This is a genomic window from Amycolatopsis oliviviridis, from assembly GCF_014654365.1.
In the GTDB taxonomy this organism is placed as follows: domain Bacteria; phylum Actinomycetota; class Actinomycetes; order Mycobacteriales; family Pseudonocardiaceae; genus Amycolatopsis; species Amycolatopsis oliviviridis.
The window spans coordinates 300,303-320,734 of sequence record NZ_BNAY01000006.1 but is presented as its reverse complement, the minus strand read 5'-3'; the positions used below and the strand labels follow the sequence as shown (position 1 = coordinate 320,734).

The 20,432-nt window shown below is 70.2% G+C and carries 18 protein-coding genes and 1 pseudogene; 9 read left to right on the top strand and 10 right to left on the bottom strand.

Annotated elements, in window-relative coordinates; all coding sequences use genetic code 11:
* The 3 genes and pseudogenes from IE302_RS26740 to IE302_RS26730 all read left to right on the top strand — a co-directional run bounded on the left by IE302_RS26740 (nucleotide 1) and on the right by IE302_RS26730 (nucleotide 2,744).
* On the top strand, nucleotides 1-723 hold the full coding sequence (locus IE302_RS26740; protein ID WP_191257216.1) for a maleylpyruvate isomerase N-terminal domain-containing protein: 723 nt from the start codon (nucleotides 1-3) through the stop codon (nucleotides 721-723).
* A gap of 58 nt (nucleotides 724-781) precedes the next feature.
* A pseudogene (locus IE302_RS26735) lies at nucleotides 782-1,250 on the top strand (flavodoxin family protein).
* 153 nt (nucleotides 1,251-1,403) lie between these two features.
* On the top strand, nucleotides 1,404-2,744 hold the full coding sequence (locus IE302_RS26730) for an FAD-binding protein (protein ID WP_494492203.1): 1,341 nt from the start codon (nucleotides 1,404-1,406) through the stop codon (nucleotides 2,742-2,744).
* Here the strand turns inward: IE302_RS26730 and IE302_RS26725 are convergent.
* The 3 genes from IE302_RS26725 to IE302_RS26715 form a co-directional block, all read right to left on the bottom strand.
* Nucleotides 2,741-4,186 carry an aldehyde dehydrogenase family protein gene (locus IE302_RS26725; protein WP_191257214.1) on the bottom strand — a complete coding sequence of 482 codons (1,446 nt, stop codon included), beginning with the start codon at nucleotides 4,184-4,186 and terminating at the stop codon, nucleotides 2,741-2,743. The genes IE302_RS26730 and IE302_RS26725 overlap by 4 nt on opposite strands.
* 19 nt (nucleotides 4,187-4,205) lie before the next feature.
* Nucleotides 4,206-5,240 (bottom strand): zinc-dependent alcohol dehydrogenase family protein, encoded by a 1,035-nt coding sequence (locus IE302_RS26720; protein ID WP_191257213.1) that lies wholly within the window; start codon nucleotides 5,238-5,240, stop codon nucleotides 4,206-4,208.
* 162 nt (nucleotides 5,241-5,402) lie between these two features.
* The gene (locus tag IE302_RS26715) at nucleotides 5,403-5,933 is read right to left on the bottom strand and encodes a DinB family protein (protein ID WP_191257212.1); all 531 of its coding nucleotides are present in this window, start codon (nucleotides 5,931-5,933) and stop codon (nucleotides 5,403-5,405) included.
* 127 nt (nucleotides 5,934-6,060) lie between these two features.
* Between IE302_RS26715 and guaA the strand changes: the two genes are divergently transcribed.
* A complete protein-coding gene (guaA, locus tag IE302_RS26710) occupies nucleotides 6,061-7,617 on the top strand; it encodes a glutamine-hydrolyzing GMP synthase (RefSeq protein ID WP_229907948.1) in 1,557 nt (518 codons plus the stop codon).
* Nucleotides 7,618-7,953: 336 nt separating this feature from the next.
* Here guaA and IE302_RS26705 read toward each other — a convergent pair whose 3' ends face one another.
* Together IE302_RS26705 and IE302_RS26700 are read right to left on the bottom strand one after the other, a co-directional pair.
* Nucleotides 7,954-8,190, bottom strand: a complete 237-nt coding sequence (locus tag IE302_RS26705) for a hypothetical protein (RefSeq protein WP_191257210.1) — start codon at nucleotides 8,188-8,190, stop codon at nucleotides 7,954-7,956.
* Nucleotides 8,183-9,448, bottom strand: coding sequence for a PspC domain-containing protein (locus IE302_RS26700; protein WP_191257209.1), 1,266 nt, complete (start codon nucleotides 9,446-9,448; stop codon nucleotides 8,183-8,185). Before IE302_RS26700 ends, IE302_RS26705 begins: the two co-directional genes overlap by 8 nt.
* Before the next feature lie 111 nt (nucleotides 9,449-9,559).
* Between IE302_RS26700 and IE302_RS26695 the strand changes: the two genes are divergently transcribed.
* Genes IE302_RS26695 through IE302_RS26685 form a run of 3 tightly spaced genes read left to right on the top strand, consistent with a single transcriptional unit; the run spans nucleotide 9,560 to nucleotide 11,999 of the window.
* Nucleotides 9,560-10,915, top strand: a complete 1,356-nt coding sequence (locus tag IE302_RS26695) for an ATP-binding protein (RefSeq protein WP_191257208.1) — start codon at nucleotides 9,560-9,562, stop codon at nucleotides 10,913-10,915.
* Between the two features lie 40 nt (nucleotides 10,916-10,955).
* Nucleotides 10,956-11,630 (top strand): response regulator, encoded by a 675-nt coding sequence (locus tag IE302_RS26690; RefSeq protein ID WP_005165099.1) that lies wholly within the window; start codon nucleotides 10,956-10,958, stop codon nucleotides 11,628-11,630.
* Entirely contained in the window at nucleotides 11,631-11,999 is a 369-nt protein-coding gene (locus IE302_RS26685) for a DUF4345 family protein (protein WP_191257207.1), read from the top strand. It abuts the gene before it with no gap.
* A gap of 153 nt (nucleotides 12,000-12,152) precedes the next feature.
* Here IE302_RS26685 and IE302_RS26680 read toward each other — a convergent pair whose 3' ends face one another.
* The gene (locus tag IE302_RS26680) at nucleotides 12,153-13,094 is read right to left on the bottom strand and encodes a DMT family transporter (RefSeq protein ID WP_191257206.1); all 942 of its coding nucleotides are present in this window, start codon (nucleotides 13,092-13,094) and stop codon (nucleotides 12,153-12,155) included.
* A 102-nt stretch (nucleotides 13,095-13,196) separates the two neighbouring features.
* On the opposite strand from IE302_RS26680, the gene IE302_RS26675 reads away from it, so the two are divergent.
* Nucleotides 13,197-14,096, top strand: a complete 900-nt coding sequence (locus tag IE302_RS26675) for a LysR family transcriptional regulator (protein ID WP_191257205.1) — start codon at nucleotides 13,197-13,199, stop codon at nucleotides 14,094-14,096.
* 118 nt (nucleotides 14,097-14,214) lie between these two features.
* Nucleotides 14,215-14,883 (top strand): alpha/beta hydrolase, encoded by a 669-nt coding sequence (locus IE302_RS26670; protein WP_191257204.1) that lies wholly within the window; start codon nucleotides 14,215-14,217, stop codon nucleotides 14,881-14,883.
* Nucleotides 14,884-14,886: 3 nt separating this feature from the next.
* Here IE302_RS26670 and IE302_RS26665 read toward each other — a convergent pair whose 3' ends face one another.
* The 4 genes from IE302_RS26665 to IE302_RS26650 form a co-directional block, all read right to left on the bottom strand.
* Entirely contained in the window at nucleotides 14,887-15,951 is a 1,065-nt protein-coding gene (locus IE302_RS26665) for a serine/threonine-protein kinase (RefSeq protein WP_191257203.1), read from the bottom strand.
* Between the two features lie 13 nt (nucleotides 15,952-15,964).
* Complete coding sequence (locus IE302_RS26660) at nucleotides 15,965-17,599, bottom strand: serine/threonine-protein kinase (RefSeq protein WP_191257202.1); 1,635 nt, start codon at nucleotides 17,597-17,599, stop codon at nucleotides 15,965-15,967.
* A gap of 219 nt (nucleotides 17,600-17,818) precedes the next feature.
* The gene (locus IE302_RS26655; protein ID WP_191257201.1) at nucleotides 17,819-18,664 is read right to left on the bottom strand and encodes a hypothetical protein; all 846 of its coding nucleotides are present in this window, start codon (nucleotides 18,662-18,664) and stop codon (nucleotides 17,819-17,821) included.
* 255 nt (nucleotides 18,665-18,919) lie between these two features.
* Complete coding sequence (locus tag IE302_RS26650) at nucleotides 18,920-19,888, bottom strand: hypothetical protein (RefSeq protein ID WP_191257200.1); 969 nt, start codon at nucleotides 19,886-19,888, stop codon at nucleotides 18,920-18,922.
* Between the last annotated feature and the right edge of the window lie 544 nt (nucleotides 19,889-20,432).

Sequence of the window (20,432 nt, the reverse complement as noted above, 5' to 3'; positions counted from 1 at the left end):
GTGACCGCCGCCGAACGCGCCCACGTCCTGCTCGAACGCGTCCGTGCCCTGCACGAAGAATGGGCAAGGGTGGTGCGCGCGCTCGACGAGGACGCAGTGCACGCTCCCAGCGCCTTGTCCGGCTGGACGCGGGCGCATCTGCTCTCGCACGTCGCGCGTAACGCGGACGGCCTCGGCAACCTGCTGACCTGGGCGAAGACCGGTGTCGAGACACCGATGTACGCCACGGCCACAGCTCGCGACGCGGGTATCGAGGCCGGAGCCGCCCGCTCCGCCGCGGCGATCATCGCCGATGTCGTGGACTCCGGCGAGCGATTCACGGACCTGGCCGCGTCCCTGCCGGACGAGGCGTGGGCCGGTGCGGCGCGTGACAGGCAGGGCAGGCCGGTCACCGGTGAGGAAGTGCTGCGCAAGCGGCTGGCCGAAACCTCGATCCACCTCGTCGATTTGGACTTCGGTTACGACTTCGACCGCGCCTCCGGGCTGCTCGGACGGGAGTTCGAGGTCGTGGTGAGCAGTGCCATCGCCTCGTACGGCGAGGGGCTGCCTGCTGTCCTCCTGGTCGCCGTCGACGGCGACGGGACGCGGCATGAGTGGCGGATGGGCGAAGGCGATCCGGCCAAGGTGACCGGCACCCCTGGTGCCGTCCTGGCCTGGATCACCGGCCGCGGTGACGGATCCACTTTGGACGGCGAGGTACCGCCGCTCCCGCATTGGCTCTAAGGAATCCGTAAGCCTTCGGGGGCTTTCCCCGTACGGCCGCCGGTGCTGTCCTTGACCGATGGACTACGACTTCAGCGGGCTCAAGGCCCTGTTCGTGCCCTGCACCCTGAAGAGATCCCCGGAGAAGAGCAACACCGACGGCCTCATCGCGATCAGCCGCGACATCATGGCCAAACACGGTGTCGAGGTCTCCGTGCTCCGGGCCGCGGACCACGACATCGCGACAGGCGTCTGGCCCGACATGACCGAGCACGGCGCCGCGTCCGACGCCTGGCCGGAGCTCTACCTGCAGGGGCTGGATCGGTGAGGCGGGTCCCGGTCCGTCCTATCTGGACGATGGCTCCGGTGGGCCGGAGAACGATTTCACCAACCGGAACACCGCCTTCATGACCTGGAATCTGCTGCATCTGGCCTCCATGCTGCACCGGGCGGGCGGTATTCCCGCGTACGGGAACCAGCGATCGGAATGGGACGCGGGCAGCCGCTTCGACTTAGAGAACCCGAGTACCGCTGACTCGGCCGGGTGATCCTCGCAACCTCGCCAGGGCCCGCACGTCTTCACAAGTATGAAGTTGGGGCGAAGGAACTTTCTCAAGCTCGCCGGCGCGACCGCGGTCGGGGCGGCCGCGACGGCGTGTTCCGCCGCACCTCCAGTGCAAGCGCCCACGTCGGCCCCAGGTGTGTCTTTGCCGCCGAGCACCAGCGTCTCGGCGCCGTCCGGCCCGCCGGACTGGGCCGCGTTGCGGAACAAGGTTTCGCTGCTCCTGCCGGGGGATTCCGGCTACGACAGCGCCAAACGCGTGTTCAATCCCGCCTTCGACGGGCGCAAGCCCGCCGCGATCGCGAAATGCGCCAAGCCGGAAGACGTGCAGGCCGCTGTCGAAGCGGCGGCCAGGCGGGTCCCGATCGCCGCTCGCAGCGGCGGGCACAGTTATGCCGGTTACTCGGTTCCCGACGGCGGCTTGATGATCGACCTCGGCGAAATGTCCTCAGTGGACGTTCGGGGGGAACGGGCCGTGATCGGCGCGGGCGCGAAGCTGAAGGACGTCTACGCCAAGCTGGGCGGCGCCGGCCGTTGCCTGCCCGCGGGTTCCTGCCCCAGCGTCGGCATCGCCGGGCTGACGCTCGGCGGCGGTATCGGTGTCCTGGCCCGCAAATATGGACTCACCTGCGATCACCTGGTGTCCGCGCAGGTCGTCACCGCGGACGGGAAACTCCGGACGGCGTCGGCGGATTCCGAACCCGAGTTGTTCTGGGCGTTGCGCGGCGGCGGTGGCGGCAACTTCGGTGTCGTCACCTCGTTCACGTTCCGTACCGACCCGTCGCCTTCGGTCGTTTCGGTGTTCTCCCTGCGTTTCCCGGCGGGCAGCGCGAACGAGGTTCTCGCCGAGTGGCAGCGCTGGCTGCCCGAAGCCCCGCCTGAACTTTGGGCGAATGTCGTGCTGTCGGGAGGATCTCCCGTCGGCGCGCGGATTTCCGGCTGCTATGTCGGCGATTCCGCTTCGCTCGCCAAGGTGCTGGACCAGCTGACCGGGAAGATCAATGGAACACGAACGGTCAAACAGCTCGACTATCTCGGTGCCATGAAGTACTTCTCCGGCAGCGAGAGCCGACAGTCCTTTGTGGCCTCTTCGCGAATTCTCAGCGAACCGGTGGATCCTGCGAAGCTGACGTCGATCCTCGACGGCAGGCGCGGCATGGACCTTCTCGTCGACGGTCTCGGCGGCGCCGTCGCCGACGTCGCGCCGGATGCCACCGCGTTCTGGCACCGGAAGGCGATCGGCAGTGTGCAGATCTACAGCCAGGCCGATACGCGCAATCGTTCCGCGGCAACCGATTCCGTCGCGGAAGTGGTGACGGGGCTCGGGCTGGGCGGGGGCTACGTCAACTACATCGACCCCGCCCTGCCCGACTGGATGACGGCTTACTACGGCGACAACGCCACCCGGCTCAAGCAGGTGGCGAAGACCTACGACCCGGACAAGGTGTTCGGGTTCGCACAGGCCGTCACCCCGGCCTAAAGGTCGATGCCGGTGAAGACCGTGACCCGTTCTTCGGTGAGATCGTGCATCGCAGCGAGAACACCTTCGCGCCCGACGCCCGATCCTTTGACGCCGCCATAAGGCATCTGGTCCGCGCGGTAGGACGGGACGTCACCGATGATCACGCCGCCGACTTCCAGTTCGGTCGATGCGTAGAAGGCGAGATGCACGTCGCGGGTGAACACCCCGGCCTGCAAGCCATACGCGGATTCGTTGACCGAAGCGAAAGCCTCGTCGACGCCATCCACAATGGACACCGCGAGGACCGGGCCGAAGATCTCCTCCGCCCAGGCCTTTGTGGACGGTGGGACGTCGGTGAGCACGGTCGGCTCCACCGTCGCGCCGTCCCGTTTGCCGCCGGTGAGGATCTTCGCGCCCGCGGCGACGGCCTCGTCGATCCAGGCCACGATCCGTTCCGCGGCGGCTTCGTCGACGACCGGCCCGACGTCGGTGTTCTTGTCGTAGGGGTCACCGGTTTGCTGTGACTGAACGGCTTCCACCAAAGCGGGGACGAATTCCTCGGCGATCTCGCTTTCGACGATGACCCGCTGGACGGCGATGCAGGACTGCCCGGCCTGGTAGTTGCCGAAGGTCGCGATGCGGTGCGCCGCGCCTTCGGGGTCCGGCCAGTCCCGGAGCACGACGGCGGCCGCGTTGCCGCCGAGTTCGAGCACGACGTGCTTGCGTGGCGCGGCGTCCGCCAGCGACCAGCCGACCGGACCCGATCCGGTGAACGACACGACCGGCAGGCGCGGGTCCGAGACCAGCGCCGAGGTCTCCTCGTTGCCGAGCGGCAGCACCGAGAACGCGCCTTCCGGCAGCTCCATCTCGGCCAGGATCTCGCCGAGGATCAAGGCGGCCAGCGGAGTGCGCGGCGCCGGTTTGACGATGATCGGCGCGCCGACCGCGAGCGACGGCGCGACCTTGTGCGCCACCAGGTTCAGCGGGAAGTTGAACGGCGCGATGCCCAGCACCGGACCGCGCGGGACGCGGCGGGTGAGGGCCAGCCTGCCTTCGCCCGCCGGGTCGGTGTCCAGGCGTTGCAGGTCACCGCTGAACCGGCGGGCCTCCTCGGCAGCGATCCGGAACACCGAAACCGCGCGCCGCACCTCGGCGTCGGCCCACTTGAGCGGCTTGCCGTTCTCGGCGGTGATGACCTCGGCGATCTCCTCGGCCCGGCCGGCGAGGACCCGCGAAACGTGGTCGAGCGCCGCGGCGCGGCTGTGTGCCGAGGACCGCCGGAACTCCTTCGCGACGCTCACCGCCGCGCTCACCGCTCGTTCGACCTGCTCCGGGCCGGGCACCGCGACGGTGGCGACTTCGCTCCCGTCGTAGGGGTGGTGCACGGTGAGCGTCGAAGCGCCCTGCTCAGGGCGGCCGGCGATCCAGGCGGGGCGCGGCTCCGGGGTGATCATGTCCATGGTTGACAAGGTATTCCAGTCAGGGCTTGACGAGCACCTTGAGCGCTTCGCGATCCGCCATCGCGCGGTAACCGTCAGGCACCTCTTCCAGCCCGATGGTGCGGTCGAACACCTTGCCCGGCTGGTACCTGCCCTCGACGACGTCGTCGAGGAGTTCGGGAATGTAGTGGCGGGCCGGAGCGACCCCGCCGGTGACGGTGATGTTGCGTCGGAAGAGTGACGGGCCGATCGGGCCCTCGGCGTACTGCGGCAGGCCGACGCGGCTGACCGTGCCGCCGGGTCGGACCGCGCCGACGCCCATCTCGAAGGCGGGCTTCGTGCCGACGCATTCGAGGACGGTGTGCGTGCCTTCGCCGTTCGTCAGCTCTCGCACCTTCTCGATGCCTTCGTCGCCACGCTCGGCGACGACATCGGTCGCGCCGAACTCGCGGCCGAGGTCCGTGCGGGTCTGGTGACGGCCCATCAGGATGATGCGCTCGGCGCCGAGTCGCTTCGCGGCGAGGACCGCGGAGAGGCCGACGGCGCCGTCGCCGATGACGGTGACCGTGGTGCGCTCGTTCACGCCCGCCTTGACCGCGGCGTGGTGGCCGGTCGGGAAGACGTCGGAGAGCGTGAGGAGCGAGGCGAGCAGATCGTCGTCCTCGGTGTGCGGCAGTTTCACCAGCGTGCCGTCTGCCTGTGGGACGCGGACGGCCTCGCCCTGACCGGCGTCGACGCCCTTCGCGCCCCAGTGCCCGCCGTGCAGGCAGGAGGTGTGGAGGCCTTCGCGGCAGAACTGGCACGTGTTGTCGGAGTAGACGAACGGCGCGACGACGAGGTCCCCGGTCTTGAGCGTGGTGACGTCGGCGCCGACGGCCTCGACGACGCCGAGGAATTCGTGACCGATCCGGACGCCGCGGTCGCGCGCGGGCATGCTGCCGTACGGCCAGAGGTCGCTGCCGCAGATGCAGGAGCGGACCACGCGGAGGAGGGCGTCGGTGGGTTCGCTCAGCTTCGGGTCCGGGACGGTCTCGACGCGTACGTCGCCGGCGCCGTAGATGACAGTCGCTCGCAAGGCGGCTCCTTTCCTGGGCTGGCCCCAGTATGGGCGCGTCGCGTTTAGCCCGCTAAACGCGATCTCGGCCGGGGGATCGCGATTAGGGGGCGAAACGCGACGCGGCCGGGACCTGCGTTTCGCGGGCTAATCGCGACGCGGCCGGGACCTGCGTTTAGCCCCCTAATCGCGACGCGCGTGGAGGTCCCGCAGGAGGAGGACCTCGGCGCCGTGGTGGATGGCCTCCCGGTTGATGTGAAGGACGAGCGTCGCGATCGGGTACTCGGAGTACGGGCCTTCGGCCTCGCCACAGGGGTGCTCGAGGGCCTCGGCGGTCAGGCCGCGGACACCGTCACGCCAGCGTGCGTACGCGTCGTCGAGCTGCTCCAGCGCTTCCTTGGCGGAGGCCGCGTAGGGGAAGGTCTGGTAGTCGACGGGCGGGCCGTCGAAATGCGACGCGGTCCGCATCGCGAAGACGCCGATGATGATGTGCGCGAGGCGCCAGGCGATCGTCGTCACCGGCGGCGGGGACGGCTCCGGATACGCCCAGTCGATCATGAGCTTGCCGGTCTCGTTCGGCCGGATCGTCCAGCAGTCCTCGGCGGGTTCCCAGAAGTATTCGTCGTCGCCGAGGGTGTCCAGCCGGGGCCGGAGGTGCCGCGTCCAGTGCCAGTCGAGCTGTTCGGAGAGTTCCTTGCTCCAGTCGATGCCCATACCCGCGGACGGTAGGCCGCGTCGCGGTCATCCGCTGTCCTGAATCGCGAGGGGGTTGGCGGCAAGGTGACCGGGCCCACCTGGGACGATGGTGGGGAAGCGTACTGCTCTGATCTGGAGGTTTCAGGTGCCCAGTCCCACCGGTCCGGTACTCGTCGTGGACTTCGGGGCGCAGTACGCGCAACTGATCGCGCGCCGCGTGCGCGAGGCGCAGGTGTACTCCGAGGTCGTCCCGCACACCGCCACCGCCGAGGACATCCTCGCCAAGGACCCCGCCGCGATCATCCTTTCCGGTGGTCCTTCCAGCGTGTATGCGGAGAACGCTCCCGCCCTCGCCCCCGGGCTGGTCGACGCGGGCGTGCCGATCCTCGGGATCTGCTACGGCCACCAGGTGCTCGCGCAGGCCCTCGGCGGCACTGTCGAGCCGACCGGGATCCGCGAGTTCGGCCGCACCGAGGTTCGCGTCGCCGGTGAAGGTGGTGTCCTGCACGCCGGTCTCCCGAGCAGCCAGCCCGCGTGGATGAGCCACAACGACAGCGTCACCAAAGCCCCGGAAGGCGCCACCGTGACAGCGTCGAGCGACGGCGCCGCCGTCGCCGGGTTCGAAGACGTCGAGCGCCGCTTCGCCGGCGTCCAATACCACCCCGAGGTGCACCACTCGCCGCACGGCCAGGAGGTGCTTCGCCGCTTCCTGCACGACATCGCGGGCATCAAGCCGCAGTGGACGACGTCGTCCATCGTCGACGACCAGGTCAAGCGCATCGCCGAGCAGGTCGGCGACGGCCGCGCGATCTGCGGGCTTTCCGGCGGGGTCGACTCCGCCGTGGCCGCCGCGCTCGTCCAGCGGGCCATCGGTGACCGGCTGACCTGCGTGTTCGTCGACCACGGTCTGCTGCGCTCCGGCGAGCGCACCCAGGTCGAACGGGATTTCGTCGCCGCTACCGGGGTCAACCTGGTGACCGTCGACGCGCGCGACCGGTTCCTCGACGCGCTGGCCGGGGTCACCGACCCCGAGGAGAAGCGCAAGATCATCGGGCGCGAGTTCATCCGCGTCTTCGAGCAGGCCGAGCGCGACCTCAAGGCCGAGGGCGACTACAAGTTCCTGGTCCAGGGCACGCTGTACCCGGACGTCGTCGAATCCGGCGGCGGTGAGGGCGCGGCGAACATCAAGAGCCACCACAACGTCGGCGGGCTGCCTGACGACCTGCAGTTCGAGCTCGTCGAGCCGCTGCGCCTGCTGTTCAAGGACGAGGTGCGCCGCGTCGGGCTGGAGCTCGGGCTGCCGGAGACGATCGTGCAACGGCAGCCGTTCCCGGGGCCGGGGCTCGGCATCCGGATCATCGGTGCCGTCGACGCCGAGCGGCTCGAAACGCTGCGCGCGGCGGACGCCATCGCGCGCGAGGAGCTCACCGCGGCCGGGCTGGACGGTGAGATCTGGCAGTGCCCGGTGGTGCTGCTGGCCGACGTCCGGAGCGTGGGCGTGCAGGGCGACGGGCGGACCTACGGGCACCCGATCGTGCTGCGGCCGGTGTCGTCCGAGGACGCGATGACCGCGGACTGGACGCGGCTGCCGTACGAGACCCTGGAGCGGATCTCGACCCGCATCACCAACGAGGTCGCCGAGGTGAACCGGGTGGTCCTGGACGTCACGTCCAAGCCGCCGGGCACCATCGAGTGGGAGTGACCCGCTCCCGCTCCGACCTGCGTTTAGCCCCCTAATCGCGATCTGTCGGCCTTGGGCACCTAGGCGACCGGGAGCGCGTTTAGCGGGCTAAACGCGCTCCGGCGGCCCGGGCGCCTGAGCGAGCGCGGAGCGACTTTAGCCCCCTAATCGCGATCCGATGGGCCCCGAGCGGCAGGGCGACCGACTTGCGTTTAGCCCGCTAAACGCAGGTCGGCGCGCCCCGGGCACCTGGGCGACCGGATCGCGATTAGGGGGCTAAACGCAAGTCGGGAGCAAGGCGAAGGCCCCGGCGAGGGGCCGGGGCCTTCGGAGTGGGGTGGATCGTGAGCGGGGCCGCTAGCGGCGGCTCTTGCGCAGCGAAGCGGCGAGCAGCAGGACGCCGACGAAGATCGCCCCGCCCGCCATGACCCACCGGAAGTCGAACCGCGGGAGCCACGAGGAGCCGTCCGAGAGGACGTAACCCGACACCAGCAGCGTCGCGATCCCGACGATCAGGGTGATGACGTCCACCCCGCGCTTCGCAGGCTGAGCCGCCTGGGTCTGCGTGCTGTCGTAGTCGTCGTAGTCAGCCACGACGCACCTCCACGTTCCCGACACCGTTCTTGACCTTCAAATCGATCTTCTGCCCGTTGCTGCCCGGCGAAGTGAAGTCGATCGTGTCCTCGCCGAGCCCCGACCGCGACTGGCCGAGGCAGTCGACATCGCCCGCCCCCGTCTCGCAGGAGATCTTCACTTCGGCACCCGCCGGCACGAGCACGGTCGAGTTGCCGGCCCCGTTGGAGACCTTCGTGGTCACCGACGCCCCAGCGGGCAGCTTGGTCAGGTCGACGTCGATGTTCCCGGCCGAGCGCTTGTACTCCGGCAGCACCTCGGACACCTGGCTCGGTGTCGCCGTCAGGTCCCCGACACCGCCCTTCACGGAGAAGTCGTCGAACGAGACGGTGGTCAGCGCCATCCCGACGATCGCCAGCGGCACCGCCAGCCCGATCAGCCCGCGACCGCCCCGCACGAACGAACCGGCGACCAGCCCGATGCCGACCACGCCCAGGGTGAGCCCGATGACGTGCTGCAAGCTGAACCACGGCTCTCCGTCCAGGCCCAGGACGGTACCGACCCCGCCGACCAGCACGGCCGCCCCGAAGGTCGCGGCGCCGATCTTCGACCGGCGGCGACGAGGCGCCGGCGGCGCGGGAGCCGGCGGAGGGGTCTGCGGCGGCAGGCCACCGGACGGCGAAGCGTTCGGCAGGTCCCAAGCGGACGGGTCGGCCGCGAGCGGGTCCCAGCCACCCTGGGTCGCCGTCGAGGCGGACCCCGCCGACGCCATCGAGAACGCGGCCGCCGGCTGCGCCGGGGTGGGCATCGCCGGCCGGTTGAACTGACCGCGGTTGCGGTGCAGCAGATACAGCGCGACGGCCATCAGCGCGAAGCCGATCAGCCCGGTGCCGTCGGTCATCCAGCCGCCGCTCAAGGTCCAGGTGAGACCGGGGAAAAGCAGGATCAGCAGCAGCACCGCGAACGCGGGCGAACTCGACGCGCGGCCCCGGCCGATGAGGCCCTCGAACGCGGAAACGGCGTCGCCCTCCTGCGGCAGGAACAGCCAGCCCAGCAGGTAGACGAAGACGCCGAACCCGCCGAACACGGTCGCGGCGACCAGCGCGACGCGGACCACGGTCGGGTCGATGCCGTACCGGTAGCCGATACCGGCGGCGACACCCGCGAACTTGCGGCCGTGTACCGGGCGGACCGGCCTGCTCCGCCAGAAATCCTTGACGGTCTCTTCGAAGCCGGCGGCGGGGCCGCGCTTCGGAACGTGTGTCTCACTCCCACTCATGCCACAAAGAATGCGCCCCGGCTGCCCCCTGCCACATCCGGGAACGTCCCTGAGGTTTCCCCCAGCGGGAAGAGTCAGGGGTTTCCCCGATGGATCAGTACCGCACTCCGTGTGACCATGGAGAACGTGCAGGAATCCGCCCCCAACGACCTCGCCGGTCAGGTGAAGCCGACGATCATCGAGCGCCCTCCGGTGCCCGTTCCCGGCAGCCTGTCCCCGGCACCGTTCGAGCCACCCAAGATGTATCGCCGCCGCTCCGGCCGCGCCATCGCGGGTGTCGCCGGCGGCCTCGCCGACCACCTCGGCGTCAAGGTGCTCTGGGTCCGGACCGCGTTCGCGTTGCTGGCCGCGCTGAACGGCGCCGGCCTGCTCGCGTACGGCCTGCTCTGGGTCTTCGTCCAACAGCAGTCCGGTGAAGCCGAGCCGGAGAAAACCGCGCCGAAGGAAAAGCAGCAGGCTTTCGGCCTGATGGCGCTGGGTGTCGGCCTCGCCGTCGCGAGCGGCACGCTGACCGGCCTGATCAGCGGCTGGGTCGCCATCCCGCTGGCGCTGGCCATGATCGGTGCGGCCGTCGTCTGGCGGGAGGCCGACGAGTCGCAGCGACGCCGCTGGCGGGTCAGCGCCAAGGGCGGCGTCGCCACGGCGTTCCTCGGCGGCGGGGGCTGGTCGGCCGCGATCCGCGTCGTCGCCGGCGTCGCGCTGGTGATGACCGGGATCGGTGTCGTCGTCCTGGAGAGCGGCAGCATCGACCAGGTCAAGTTCGCGCTGGTCGCCGTGATCGCGACGCTGATCGGGGTGGCCGTGCTGACCGTCCCGTTCTGGCTGCGCCTGGTCCGCGACCTGTCCGACGAGCGCACCGCCCGCATCCGCACCGACGAACGCGCCGAGATCGCCGCACACCTGCACGACTCGGTGCTGCAGACGCTCGCGCTGATCCAGAAGCAGGCGGAATCGCCGCGAGAGGTCGCCAGGCTCGCGCGCGGTCAGGAACGCGAGCTGCGTGGCTGGCTGTACGGGCCTTCGGGGTACGGCAAGAGCAAGAAGACCGAGGAGGAGGCCGTCAGCGGGCAGCTGTCGGAGGTGCTCGCGGCCGCGTGCGGCGAGGTCGAGGACGCGTTCGCGATCTCGGTGCAGCAGGTCGTCGTGGGGGAGGCGACGCTGAACGAGCCGCTGACCGCGCTGGTCCAGGCGGCGCGCGAGGCGATCGTCAACGCCGCCAAGCACGCGGGTGTCGACGAGGTCAGCGTGTACGCCGAGGTCGAGCCGACAGCGGTGACGGTTTTCGTGCGGGACAGGGGCAAGGGGTTCGACCCCGACGTCGTGCCGAGCGATCGGCACGGTCTCGCCGATTCCATCCGGGGGCGGATGGAACGGCACGGCGGGAAGCTCAAACTGCGTACCGCACCGGGTGAAGGAACCGAGGTCCAGCTGGAGATGCCGGTCAAGGCGGGGAAGGGCGCGGCGTGAGGTCGCTATGCTCACGGGACAGGGCGAGCGAGGGAGCATCGTGACGGAGAACCAGCAGACGCGGGAGCCGGTCAAGGTCTTCCTCGTCGACGACCACGCGCTCTTCCGGGCCGGAGTGCGCACCGAACTGGACTCGATCACCGACGACGTCCGCGTGGTCGGCGAGGCGGGCTCGGTGGCCGAGGCGGTCGCCGGGATCGCGCGGACCAAACCGCAGGTCGTCCTGCTCGACGTGCACATGCCGGACGGCGGCGGCGCCGAGGTGCTGCGCCGGGTCCGGCCGGAACTACCGGACGTCGTGTTCCTCGCGCTGTCGGTCTCCGACGCCGCGGAGGACGTGATCGCCGTGATCCGCGCCGGGGCGCGCGGCTACGTCACGAAGACGATCTCGTCGAAGGAACTCGTGCGCGCCGTCGTGCGGGTCTCGGACGGCGACGCGGTGTTCTCGCCGCGGCTGGCCGGGTTCGTGCTCGACGCGTTCGCCGACCGGCCGGGTTCCGCGCCGATCAGCGACCCCGACCTGGACCTGCTGACGCCGCGGGAGCGCGACGTGCTGCGGCTGCTCGCGCGCGGGTACGCGTACAAGGAGATCGCGTCCGAGCTGTTCATCTCGGTGAAGACCGTCGAGACGCATGTGTCGAGCGTGCTGCGAAAGACGCAGCTTTCGAACCGGTACGAGCTTTCGCGCTGGGCTTCCGACCGGCGTCTCGTCTAGGTGGCGGCCGTCCTCATCGGCTTGGTGGCCGTGTTCTTCCTGGGGATGGGGCTGCTCGGGCTCGTCGATCCGCGGCGGCTGATCCGGCCGTTCGGCATCACGCTGGACTCCGCGACGGCGCGGACCGAGGTGCGCGCGGTCTACGGCGGTTTCGGGGTGGCTGTCGCGGTGCTGCTCGGGTTCGCGGCTTTCGACGTCGGCGGGATCCAGCGGGGCGCGGCGATCGCGGTGGCCGTCGCGCTCGTCGGGATGGCCTTCGGGCGACTGGTCGCGCGGTTCGCGGAACGGCCCGAGCGGTTCTATCCGAGCTGGCTCTACTTCTGGGTCGAGATCATCATGGCCGCCCTGCTCGTCCTCGCTGCTCTCTGACGCCCGCTTCGACTTTCGCGGGCTAACCGCGATCCGGCAGGCCCCCAGGCCCCACCGCGTCACGATTAGCCCGCGAAAGTCGCTCCCGCCGGTCCTGGGAGGTGCCGGTCGGCTGGGGGCCGGCGGGAGCGCGATTAGCCCGCGAAACGCAGGTCAGGGCGCGGCCTCCCCGGCAGCGGCGAGGGGGCGCTCCACCACGGGGGCGGTAGCAAAGGTCCCCCGCTCCCTCGGGCGGAGCCGGGTCAGCGCGACCCCGCCCAGCACGACGACCATCCCGGCGATCACCCGGAAGTTCAGCGGCTCGGCCAGGAACACCGCCCCCAGCAGCACCGAAACCACCGGCAGCAGGTACCCGACGATCGACGCCGCGACGGCGCCCTCACTCGCGAGGAGCTGGTAGTTCAGCGCGAAAGCGATCCCGGTCGACCCGATCCCGAGGATCACCACCGCCACGATCGCGCCGGTGCTCAGGTGCACCGGTTCGAAGCCGCCCATCGGCATCGCCAGCAGCAGGAACCCGGTCGCGAGCAGCATCTGCCCGCCCGCCAGCGACATCGGCGAGTCACCGGTGCCGGTGAGGTACTTGCCTTCGTACACGAACGCGAAACCGTAGCTCGCGGCCGCCGCGAGGCACGCGAGCGCGCCCCAGCTGAGCAGGCCGGACGCCTCCCACGGCGCGAAGATCAGCAGGATCCCGGCGAGCCCGGCGACCAGCCCGGCGACCCGGACCGCGGTCATCCGCGTGCGCGCGCCCAGCATCGGCGCGGCGACCAGCACCCACAGCGGCGTCGTCGCGTTCAGCACGCCGGTGATCCCGGAGTCGACGGTCAGCTCGCCCCACGCGAACAGCAGGAACGGCAGCGCGTTGTGGAAGAACGCCGCGACGGCCAAATGTCCCCAGATCCGCCGTCCCGACGGCAGCCGGTCCCGGCCGAGATAGCAGAGCCCGATCAGCACGGCCGCGCCGAGCGCCACCCGCGCCAGCACCAGCTGTACCGGGGAAAACGCGCCCAGCCCCAGTTTGATCCAGAAGAAACTCGATCCCCACATGAGCGCCAGCGCGCCGATCCGCAGCAGGGTCTTCGTCTCGCCCACCCCAGTCCTCCTTAAGTGCCTGGCCCAGCTTCGCCGGGAGGACGCGTAAGGACAAGCGAAAATAACTGCATGAAGCCTTAAGGAGAACTGTAAGATCGGGGCATGCTGGACGTCCGCCGCATGCAGGTCCTCCGAGCCGTGATCAGCAGCGGTTCGATCACCGCCGCCGCCCGGAACCTCGGCTACACACCTTCCGCGATCAGCCAGCAATTGTCCACGCTGGAAAGGGAAGCGGGCGTCGAACTGCTCGAACGCGTCGGTCGCGGCGTGCGGCCGACGCCCGCCGGTTCGCTGCTGTCCGAACACGCGGAAACGCTGAGCACCCAGCTCGCCAAGGCCGAAGCCGCGCTCAGCGAACTCAAGGAAGGCCGCACCGGCAGGCTCGCGATCCGCTACTTCGCCACGGCGGGCGCTTCCCTGGTGCCCTTGGCCGTCGCCGCGCTGCGCCGGGAATTCCCGGGCGTCCGCCTCGACCTGAAACTCGTCGAGCCCGACGACTCACTGCCCGAGATCGAGTCCGGCAAGGCCGACGTCGCGATGATCGTGCTGCCCAGCACCACGCCCCGCATCAAGGGCGCCGAGTACATCCACCTCCTCGACGACCCGTACCGCGCGATCCTGCCGAAGAACCACCGGCTCGCCCGCAAACGCGTCCTCGACCTCGCCGAGCTCGCGGAGGATCCGTGGGTCGGCGTCGACGGTCTCCCCGGCGCCTGCCGCGACATCCTGCTCGACGCCTGCGGCGCGGCCGGATTCGCCCCGAACCATGTCGTCGAATCCGAGGATTACCAGACGGCGCAAGGATTCGTGGCCGCCGGGCTCGGGGTCGCGCTGATCCCGGAACTCGGGCTCGGCGCCCCGCATCCCGGCGTCGCCATCCGCAAGGTCCGCCGCCCCGATCCCGTGCGGTCCATCCACGCGGCCGTCGCCGCGCACGCCAGGGAACACCCGGCGGTGCGGCGATTCCTCGGCGCGATCCGCGAAGGCGCCCGAGCGGCCTGACCGGACGGGTAGGCGGGAATGACCGGTTGGGCAGGAAACCCGGCTGAGCTTGAACAGGCGTGCCGGCGGTCGACAACCTGGCAAGGAACCCGCGAATCCCGCCAGTGAAAGGACTTCCGTGCGCCCGCTGATCATCCTGCACGGCTCTTGGCACCAGCCCGCCCATTTCGACGACGTCGCCGGACGCCTGCGCCGGGAAGGCGTCGAGGTCACCGTCCCCGACGTCGGCGCGCGCCCGATCGCCGAAGTCACCCGGACCGTCCAGGAGATCGTCGACAGCGCGGCCGAACCACCGGTGGTGCTCGGGCATTCCTACGGTGGAGTGATCGCCAGCGGGCTTCAGGGCGTCTCGCACCTGATCCTCTTGGCCGCGATCGTCAGCGAACCGGGGGAGACCGCCCGGTACTGGATCGACCGGGTCATGGAGGAAACCGGCCGCGAACCCGAGTCGCTGCCGTTGATCTTCGACGACGAGGGCATGACCCACCTCGACCGCACCGCCGTCCGCGAGGCCTTGTACGCCGACTGCTCGGACGCCGTCGCCGAGCGCGCCACGGCACTACTGCGCCCGGAACCCGTCTCGATCTTCACCGAATCGCCGATCGGGGCGTCCTGGAAGGACACCCCGAACACCTACGTCGTCTGCTCCGAAGACCGGGCGCTCGCACCGGAAATGGTCGCCCACTTCGCCGCCCGCTGCGAAATGACGGTGACCTGGCGCGCGAGCCACAGCCCGTTCCTCAGCCGTCCCGTCGAACTCACGACGCTGATCCGCGAACAGCTTTAGCCCTCAGATCAGGAACAGTTCCGCGAACAGCACCCCGATGAGGATCGCCGCCACCACGGCACCCGCGGTGATCAGCCACTTCCGGGTGTCCGGCGACGACTTCGCCGCAGCAGGCGCGGCGGGAGCGTACTGCTGCTGAGCCGGCGGCGTGTACTGCTGCTGCGGCGGCTGAGGTGGCTGATACTGCTGCGGCTGCTGCGGGGGGAACTGCGGAACCGGCTGCTGCTGGGGAGGCGTCTGGGGCATCGGTACCGGCATCGACGCCGGCATGGTCGGCATGGCGGGCGCGGTCGGCGGGATGAAAGCCGTCTGCCGCCCCTCCGTGATCGCGCCCAGCGAGCGGACCGTGTCGGCCATCGTCGGCCGCACGTCCGGCTCGGCCCGAAGCATCTTGCGCAACGCGCCCGCCAGCGGACCGGCGGTCTGCGGCGGCCGTTCCGAAGACTCGCCGTCCTCGCCGAACGGCGGCACACCCTCGACGGCCGTGTACAGCGTCGCGCCCAGCGAGAACACGTCGGATGCCGAAGTCGCCGGCTCGCCGCGCGCCACCTCGGGCGCCCGGTACGCCGGGCTCGCGCCGCCACCGGTGATGCCGATGTCGGTGAGCTTCACGCCGCCGTCGTCGGCCAGCAGGACCGTGCCCGGCTCGACGGTCCGGTGCACCACCCCGGCCTCGTGCATCGCGGCCAGCGCGCGGCCGAGCATGATGCCCAGCGCGGCGGCCTGCTCCGCGGTCAGCCTGCCGTGTTCGGCCAGGAAGGTCGCCATCCCGCGCGACGGGATGTACTCCATCACCAGCCACACGTCCGGCCCGTCGGGCAGCACGTCGTACACCTTGATGGCGGTGGCGTGCTCGAACTTGGCCGCGTCCTTGCCCTCCTGGACGACGACGGCCTTGGCCTGCTCCGCCCGGTCCGGCGGCAGGCCGACGGGCAGGTACATGCGCTTCATCGCGACCGTGCGCAGCAGGCGTGTGTCGAACGCCAGCCACACGATGCCCGCCCGGCCACGCCCGATGGGCTGGTCCAGGCGGTACCGGCCGCCGACGATGGAACCTTCAGAACTCAATTGCTGCCTCGGGTCACGTTCCGGGAGTCGGGGTCGTTGTCGGGCTCGGAGTATTGCTCGTCGGAGGGTCTTCCGACGAGGTCGGCGGCTTCGAACTCGACTTCGGTGTCGACTTCGTCGGCGTCGGCTTGTCCGGCTCCTGCGTCTGCGTCGCCTTGCTCGACGTCTTCTTCGACGAGGTCGTCTCCTTGGGCGGCTCGGCCGACTGCGTCTCCGACGGCGATTCCGTCGTCTCCGGCGCCGAGGACGTCGGTGTGGGCGACGGCTTCGTCGAGGAGTTCCCCACCTGCGCGGGCGTTTCCGGGTTGTTCGGGCTCAGCAGCCAGAAACCCAGCGCCGCGAGTGCCACGACCACGACACCGCCGATGATCGCGGGCTTCTTCCACGAGCCCGGCTTGTCGTCGTCCTCGTCCACCGGGCTGGTCTGCGCCCGGGTGGGCGGCGGCGGGGGAGGAGGAGGCTGATCGTCGTAGTCGTCGTCGTATGGATCGTCGTCGTAGCCGCCCGCGGGGATCGGGACGGCGCGCGTGGGCGCGGGGCCGCCGCCGGGGTGACCGCGTTCGGCCAGCAACGCCGTCTCGTCGTAGTTGTCGTACCCGTCGTAGTCGTCTTCCGGGTACCTCGAGGCGGGCGGCTGGTGGTAGTCGTCCTCGTCGTCGTAGTACGACCCGGCCGCGGCCTGGTCGTCGAGGAGCGAACCCGAGTGACCGGCGGATTCGCTGTCGAGCGCCTGGGTCACTCCCGCACCCGCGAGACCGCCGGCGATCGCGCCCGCGACGGGGGCGGCGAGCATGGTGTCGTCCGCGGGGCCGCCCAGCGGCGTTTCACCCCGCGCGACAGCGGCGAGAAGCTCTTCGCACTCTTCGGCGGTGGGACGGTGCCGCACCTCCGGGTGCAGCAGCACGGCCAGCACGCTGGCGAGCGGGCCGGACTGACGCGGCGGGATGATCTGCCCGGCCGCGACCGCGTGCAGCAGGCTCAGCGTGTTCTCGCTGAGGCCGAACGGCGGCTGGCCTTCGCAGGCGGCGTAGAGCGTGGAGCCGAGCGAGAAGACGTCGGACTCCGGGCCGGGGTCGCCGCCGATGGCCACCTCGGGCGCCAGGTAGGCGGGGGTGCCGGCGATCATCCCGGTCTTCGTGACCGTGACGTCGTCCTTCGCCCGCGAGATGCCGAAGTCGGTGATCTTCACGGTGCCGTTGGGCGCGAGCAGGATGTTGCCGGGCTTGATGTCCCGGTGCACGATGCCGACCGCGTGCGCCTCGGTCAGCGCCGCCGCGACCTGCGCGCCGATCCGCGCCACCTCCGTCGGCGGCAGCGTCCGCTCCTCCTGCAGCACCTGGGCGAGGCTGGTGGAGTTCAGGTATTCCATGATCAGGCAGGGCTGACCGTTGTCGTCGGTGACGACGTCGAACACCGAGATGGCGTTCGGGTGGTGCAATCTGGCGGCGATCCGGCCTTCTCGCATCGTGCGCTGGCGGGCGTCTTCGGCGCCTTGGGCCTCGAGGCCGGGCTGCAGCAGCAACTGCTTGATCGCCACCGTGCGGCCGAGTACCTCGTCATGCGCTTGCCAGACGGCACCCATCGCGCCCGTGCCGATCCGCTGGACTATGCGGTATCGACCGGCGACCAGGCGACCCTCGTCGCTCACGCGACCTCCCTTTGGGCTCCGTCTTCACGTCGCGGAGTCGTCCGCGCTCGTGGTGCGGCCTTCAGCACGCCACAGCGTTGGAGCGTATGCACATGTAGTGGTCTGTGTGCCGGCTTTTCCGAGACCGACTCGTGACAAGGCTAGGCGCTCACTCTGCGCACACACACGCGGTACGCTCTGATCGCCCTGGGTGGAGGGCTGTTCTACGCCGGGTATCCGTCACATGTGCTGCGCGGAAAGCAGCCGGGCGTCGGTGATCAGACCGGTCGTCTCGTCGGCGAATTCCAGCACCTGAGTGACCCGGACCAGGCCGCCGTCCGGATTGCGCATGGTCACCACGGCGAGGATGGTGCCGTCGGCCTGTTCGCGGATGTCCTGGATCTGGATGGCGTCCATGGAGCTCCACGCCTCGATCAGCCTGCCGGCTTCGGAGTCGGCGAGCACCGGCGTGAGCAGCGACTTCGCGCCGTAGGGATCGGCGTCGACGGCCCGGTAGAACTTCCGGACCGCGTCGATCTTGCCCTCGGTCGTGCTGATCGCGGCCGGTTTCGCAGCCGGCTGCGAACTGGTGCTGCTGGTCGCCGAACTCTGGCTGGAGAGCGAGCCCGAGCCGGTGCCCGAAGACGGCTGGGCCGTCGTGCTGGCGCTCGTGGACTGCGGCTTCTCGTGCTTGCGCTGCGGCTCGGTGGAGTCCGGGACGGCGAGCCCGCCGAGCGCGGCGGCCCCGCTCATCACCTCGGGTGCGGCGGCGCCCGTCACCGAACCCTGCCGCTGGGTGCCCGCGAGCACGCCCGCGGTGACGACGGCTCCCGCGACCAGCAGTCCGGCGGCGACCAGACCGGCCATCTTGGCCCGACGGGCGGCGCGGCTCTCCGGCTCGTCCTCGTGGGGCTCGGGCTGCGGCGACGGCTCTTCGCGGGTGCGGGCGGGAACGAACTTCTGCGGCTCGCGGAAGACCTGCTCCAGATACTCGCGGTCGACGCGGGTGTCGTTCAGGATCTCTTCCGGGATGACGTCCTCGACACGTACGGCGTCTTCACGCCGTATGCGCTGTCGATCAAGCACGAAATTCCTCGCTCTGGTCCGGGGCAGGCGCTGGGCCGTTCGGCCGACGCCATTGGTCCGCGCGGCCGTCTTCTGAACGGTGCGAACCTTGCTGTCGTCAGGTAACCCTGTGGAGACGGTCCGCGGCCAGGCTCTGTCGCCGGAATGCCGTCGCGATACGACGAACGGCAGCTTAGGTCACCCACCCGGACCAGGGACAACCGCTCGTCGCACCGCACGTGCAGAGGAACAGGACACTTGCACGTGCGCGATGGGCTACATGCCGTCGTCGACGATCTTGTCGTCGTCACCGAAGGTGAACGTGCGCTGCTCCATGGTCTTCGTGCCGTCTTTGTGAGTGACCTCGACGGTGTTGACCGTGACGCCGCGGCGCTGGTCGATGCTGACCTTCTTCACCTCGAAGTAGGCGACGTCGGCGTAGCGCTCACGGAGGCCCTGCGCGCCTTCTTCGCGCAGACCGCCGGAGGTCACCGCAGCGGCCTCGTGGGGGTTGGTGGTGACGCTGTTGAGGAAGGTCTCGGTGTTGTCGCCCATCGCCTGCGCGTCGGGCTGCGACGCGTACCAGGGGGACGTCGTGGTGGTGCGGTCGGCGGGCATGACCGGCGGCTTCTGCGGCCGCTCGCTCGACGACGACGCGGGCCGCCCGGTCGTGACCGGTCCGCCCGGGCCGGGCCGCGTCTCGCCGTTGCCGGTGCTTTCGCTGTCCGAGGGCGTGCCGGAGTTGGAGGAGCTGCGGTCGTCCTGGCTGGAGGAGTCGGTCGCGGGATCGGACGGATCGCCCGCCGCACCGCCCTGCGGCTGAGTGGTCGGGTTGCCGGCGAGGCCTTCGTTGGTCAGCGGGCTGCCGCCGCGGTACCCGGGCCAGCCGCCCTGGCTCTGCTGCTCCGGGACGGGCTTGCCGACCAGGAACGAACCGGCGAAGAGCAGGCCGACGACGACCAGCGCGGACGCCGCCGCCGCGAACCAGGCGGCCTTGCGCCAGGTCTTGGGCGGGGTCACCGAAGCGGGCACCGAGCCGAGGTCGAAGGTGCTCAGCCCGTCGAGGGGCGGGGCCATATAGACACGGACGTCTTCGTCGGCGTCGGTCTCGACCGGCTCGGAGCGGCGGGGAGCGGGCGCCGTCAGCGTCACCTTCGTGCGCTGCGCTGCTTTCGCGCGCCGTTCTTCGGCGGGGTTCAGGACGGGCTCTGTGAACGAGACCTCGACGCGTGCCGGGCGTTCCACGGGCACCTCGCGAGCGGGCTGGGGGAGCGGCAGACGGCCGCTCGATGGGGCGTAGCCGGGGCTCGGCGCCCTCCTGTTCCGCGGTGGCGGCAGGGGAAGGGAACCGGTGGAGGGCGGGGCGAACTCACGGTGTGCGTGATGTCCGTGCCCGGTGGGTCGCTGCCGCCTCGGCGGCACGGGTGGGGTCCAGCTCTCGGTACCGCCCGCCCGGTGACGGCCCGCGTGCGCGGCGCCGTTCCGTCCTTGGTGTTCCGCCCAGCCGTTCATGTCCGAGCGACCCCCTCGTGGGCCGCCCCTGACGGCGATGTGACGCCGATTAAGCCGAACGGAGCAGCGGTTTCACGGGATCCCTCGCTTGCAGACTCCCGGGCAGTCTCGTGAGCAAATGCACGCGCATGCGACTCTGGGCGCGCGGGGCCATCGCCCCCGCGCGCCATGCGGGCATCGCCCGACCCAGACGCAAGGGTCCTCACGACGTCCACATTAAGAGCCCGACGCCCCGCAAGTCTTCACCCACTCTGCAAGTTGCAGATGTTTCACTCGG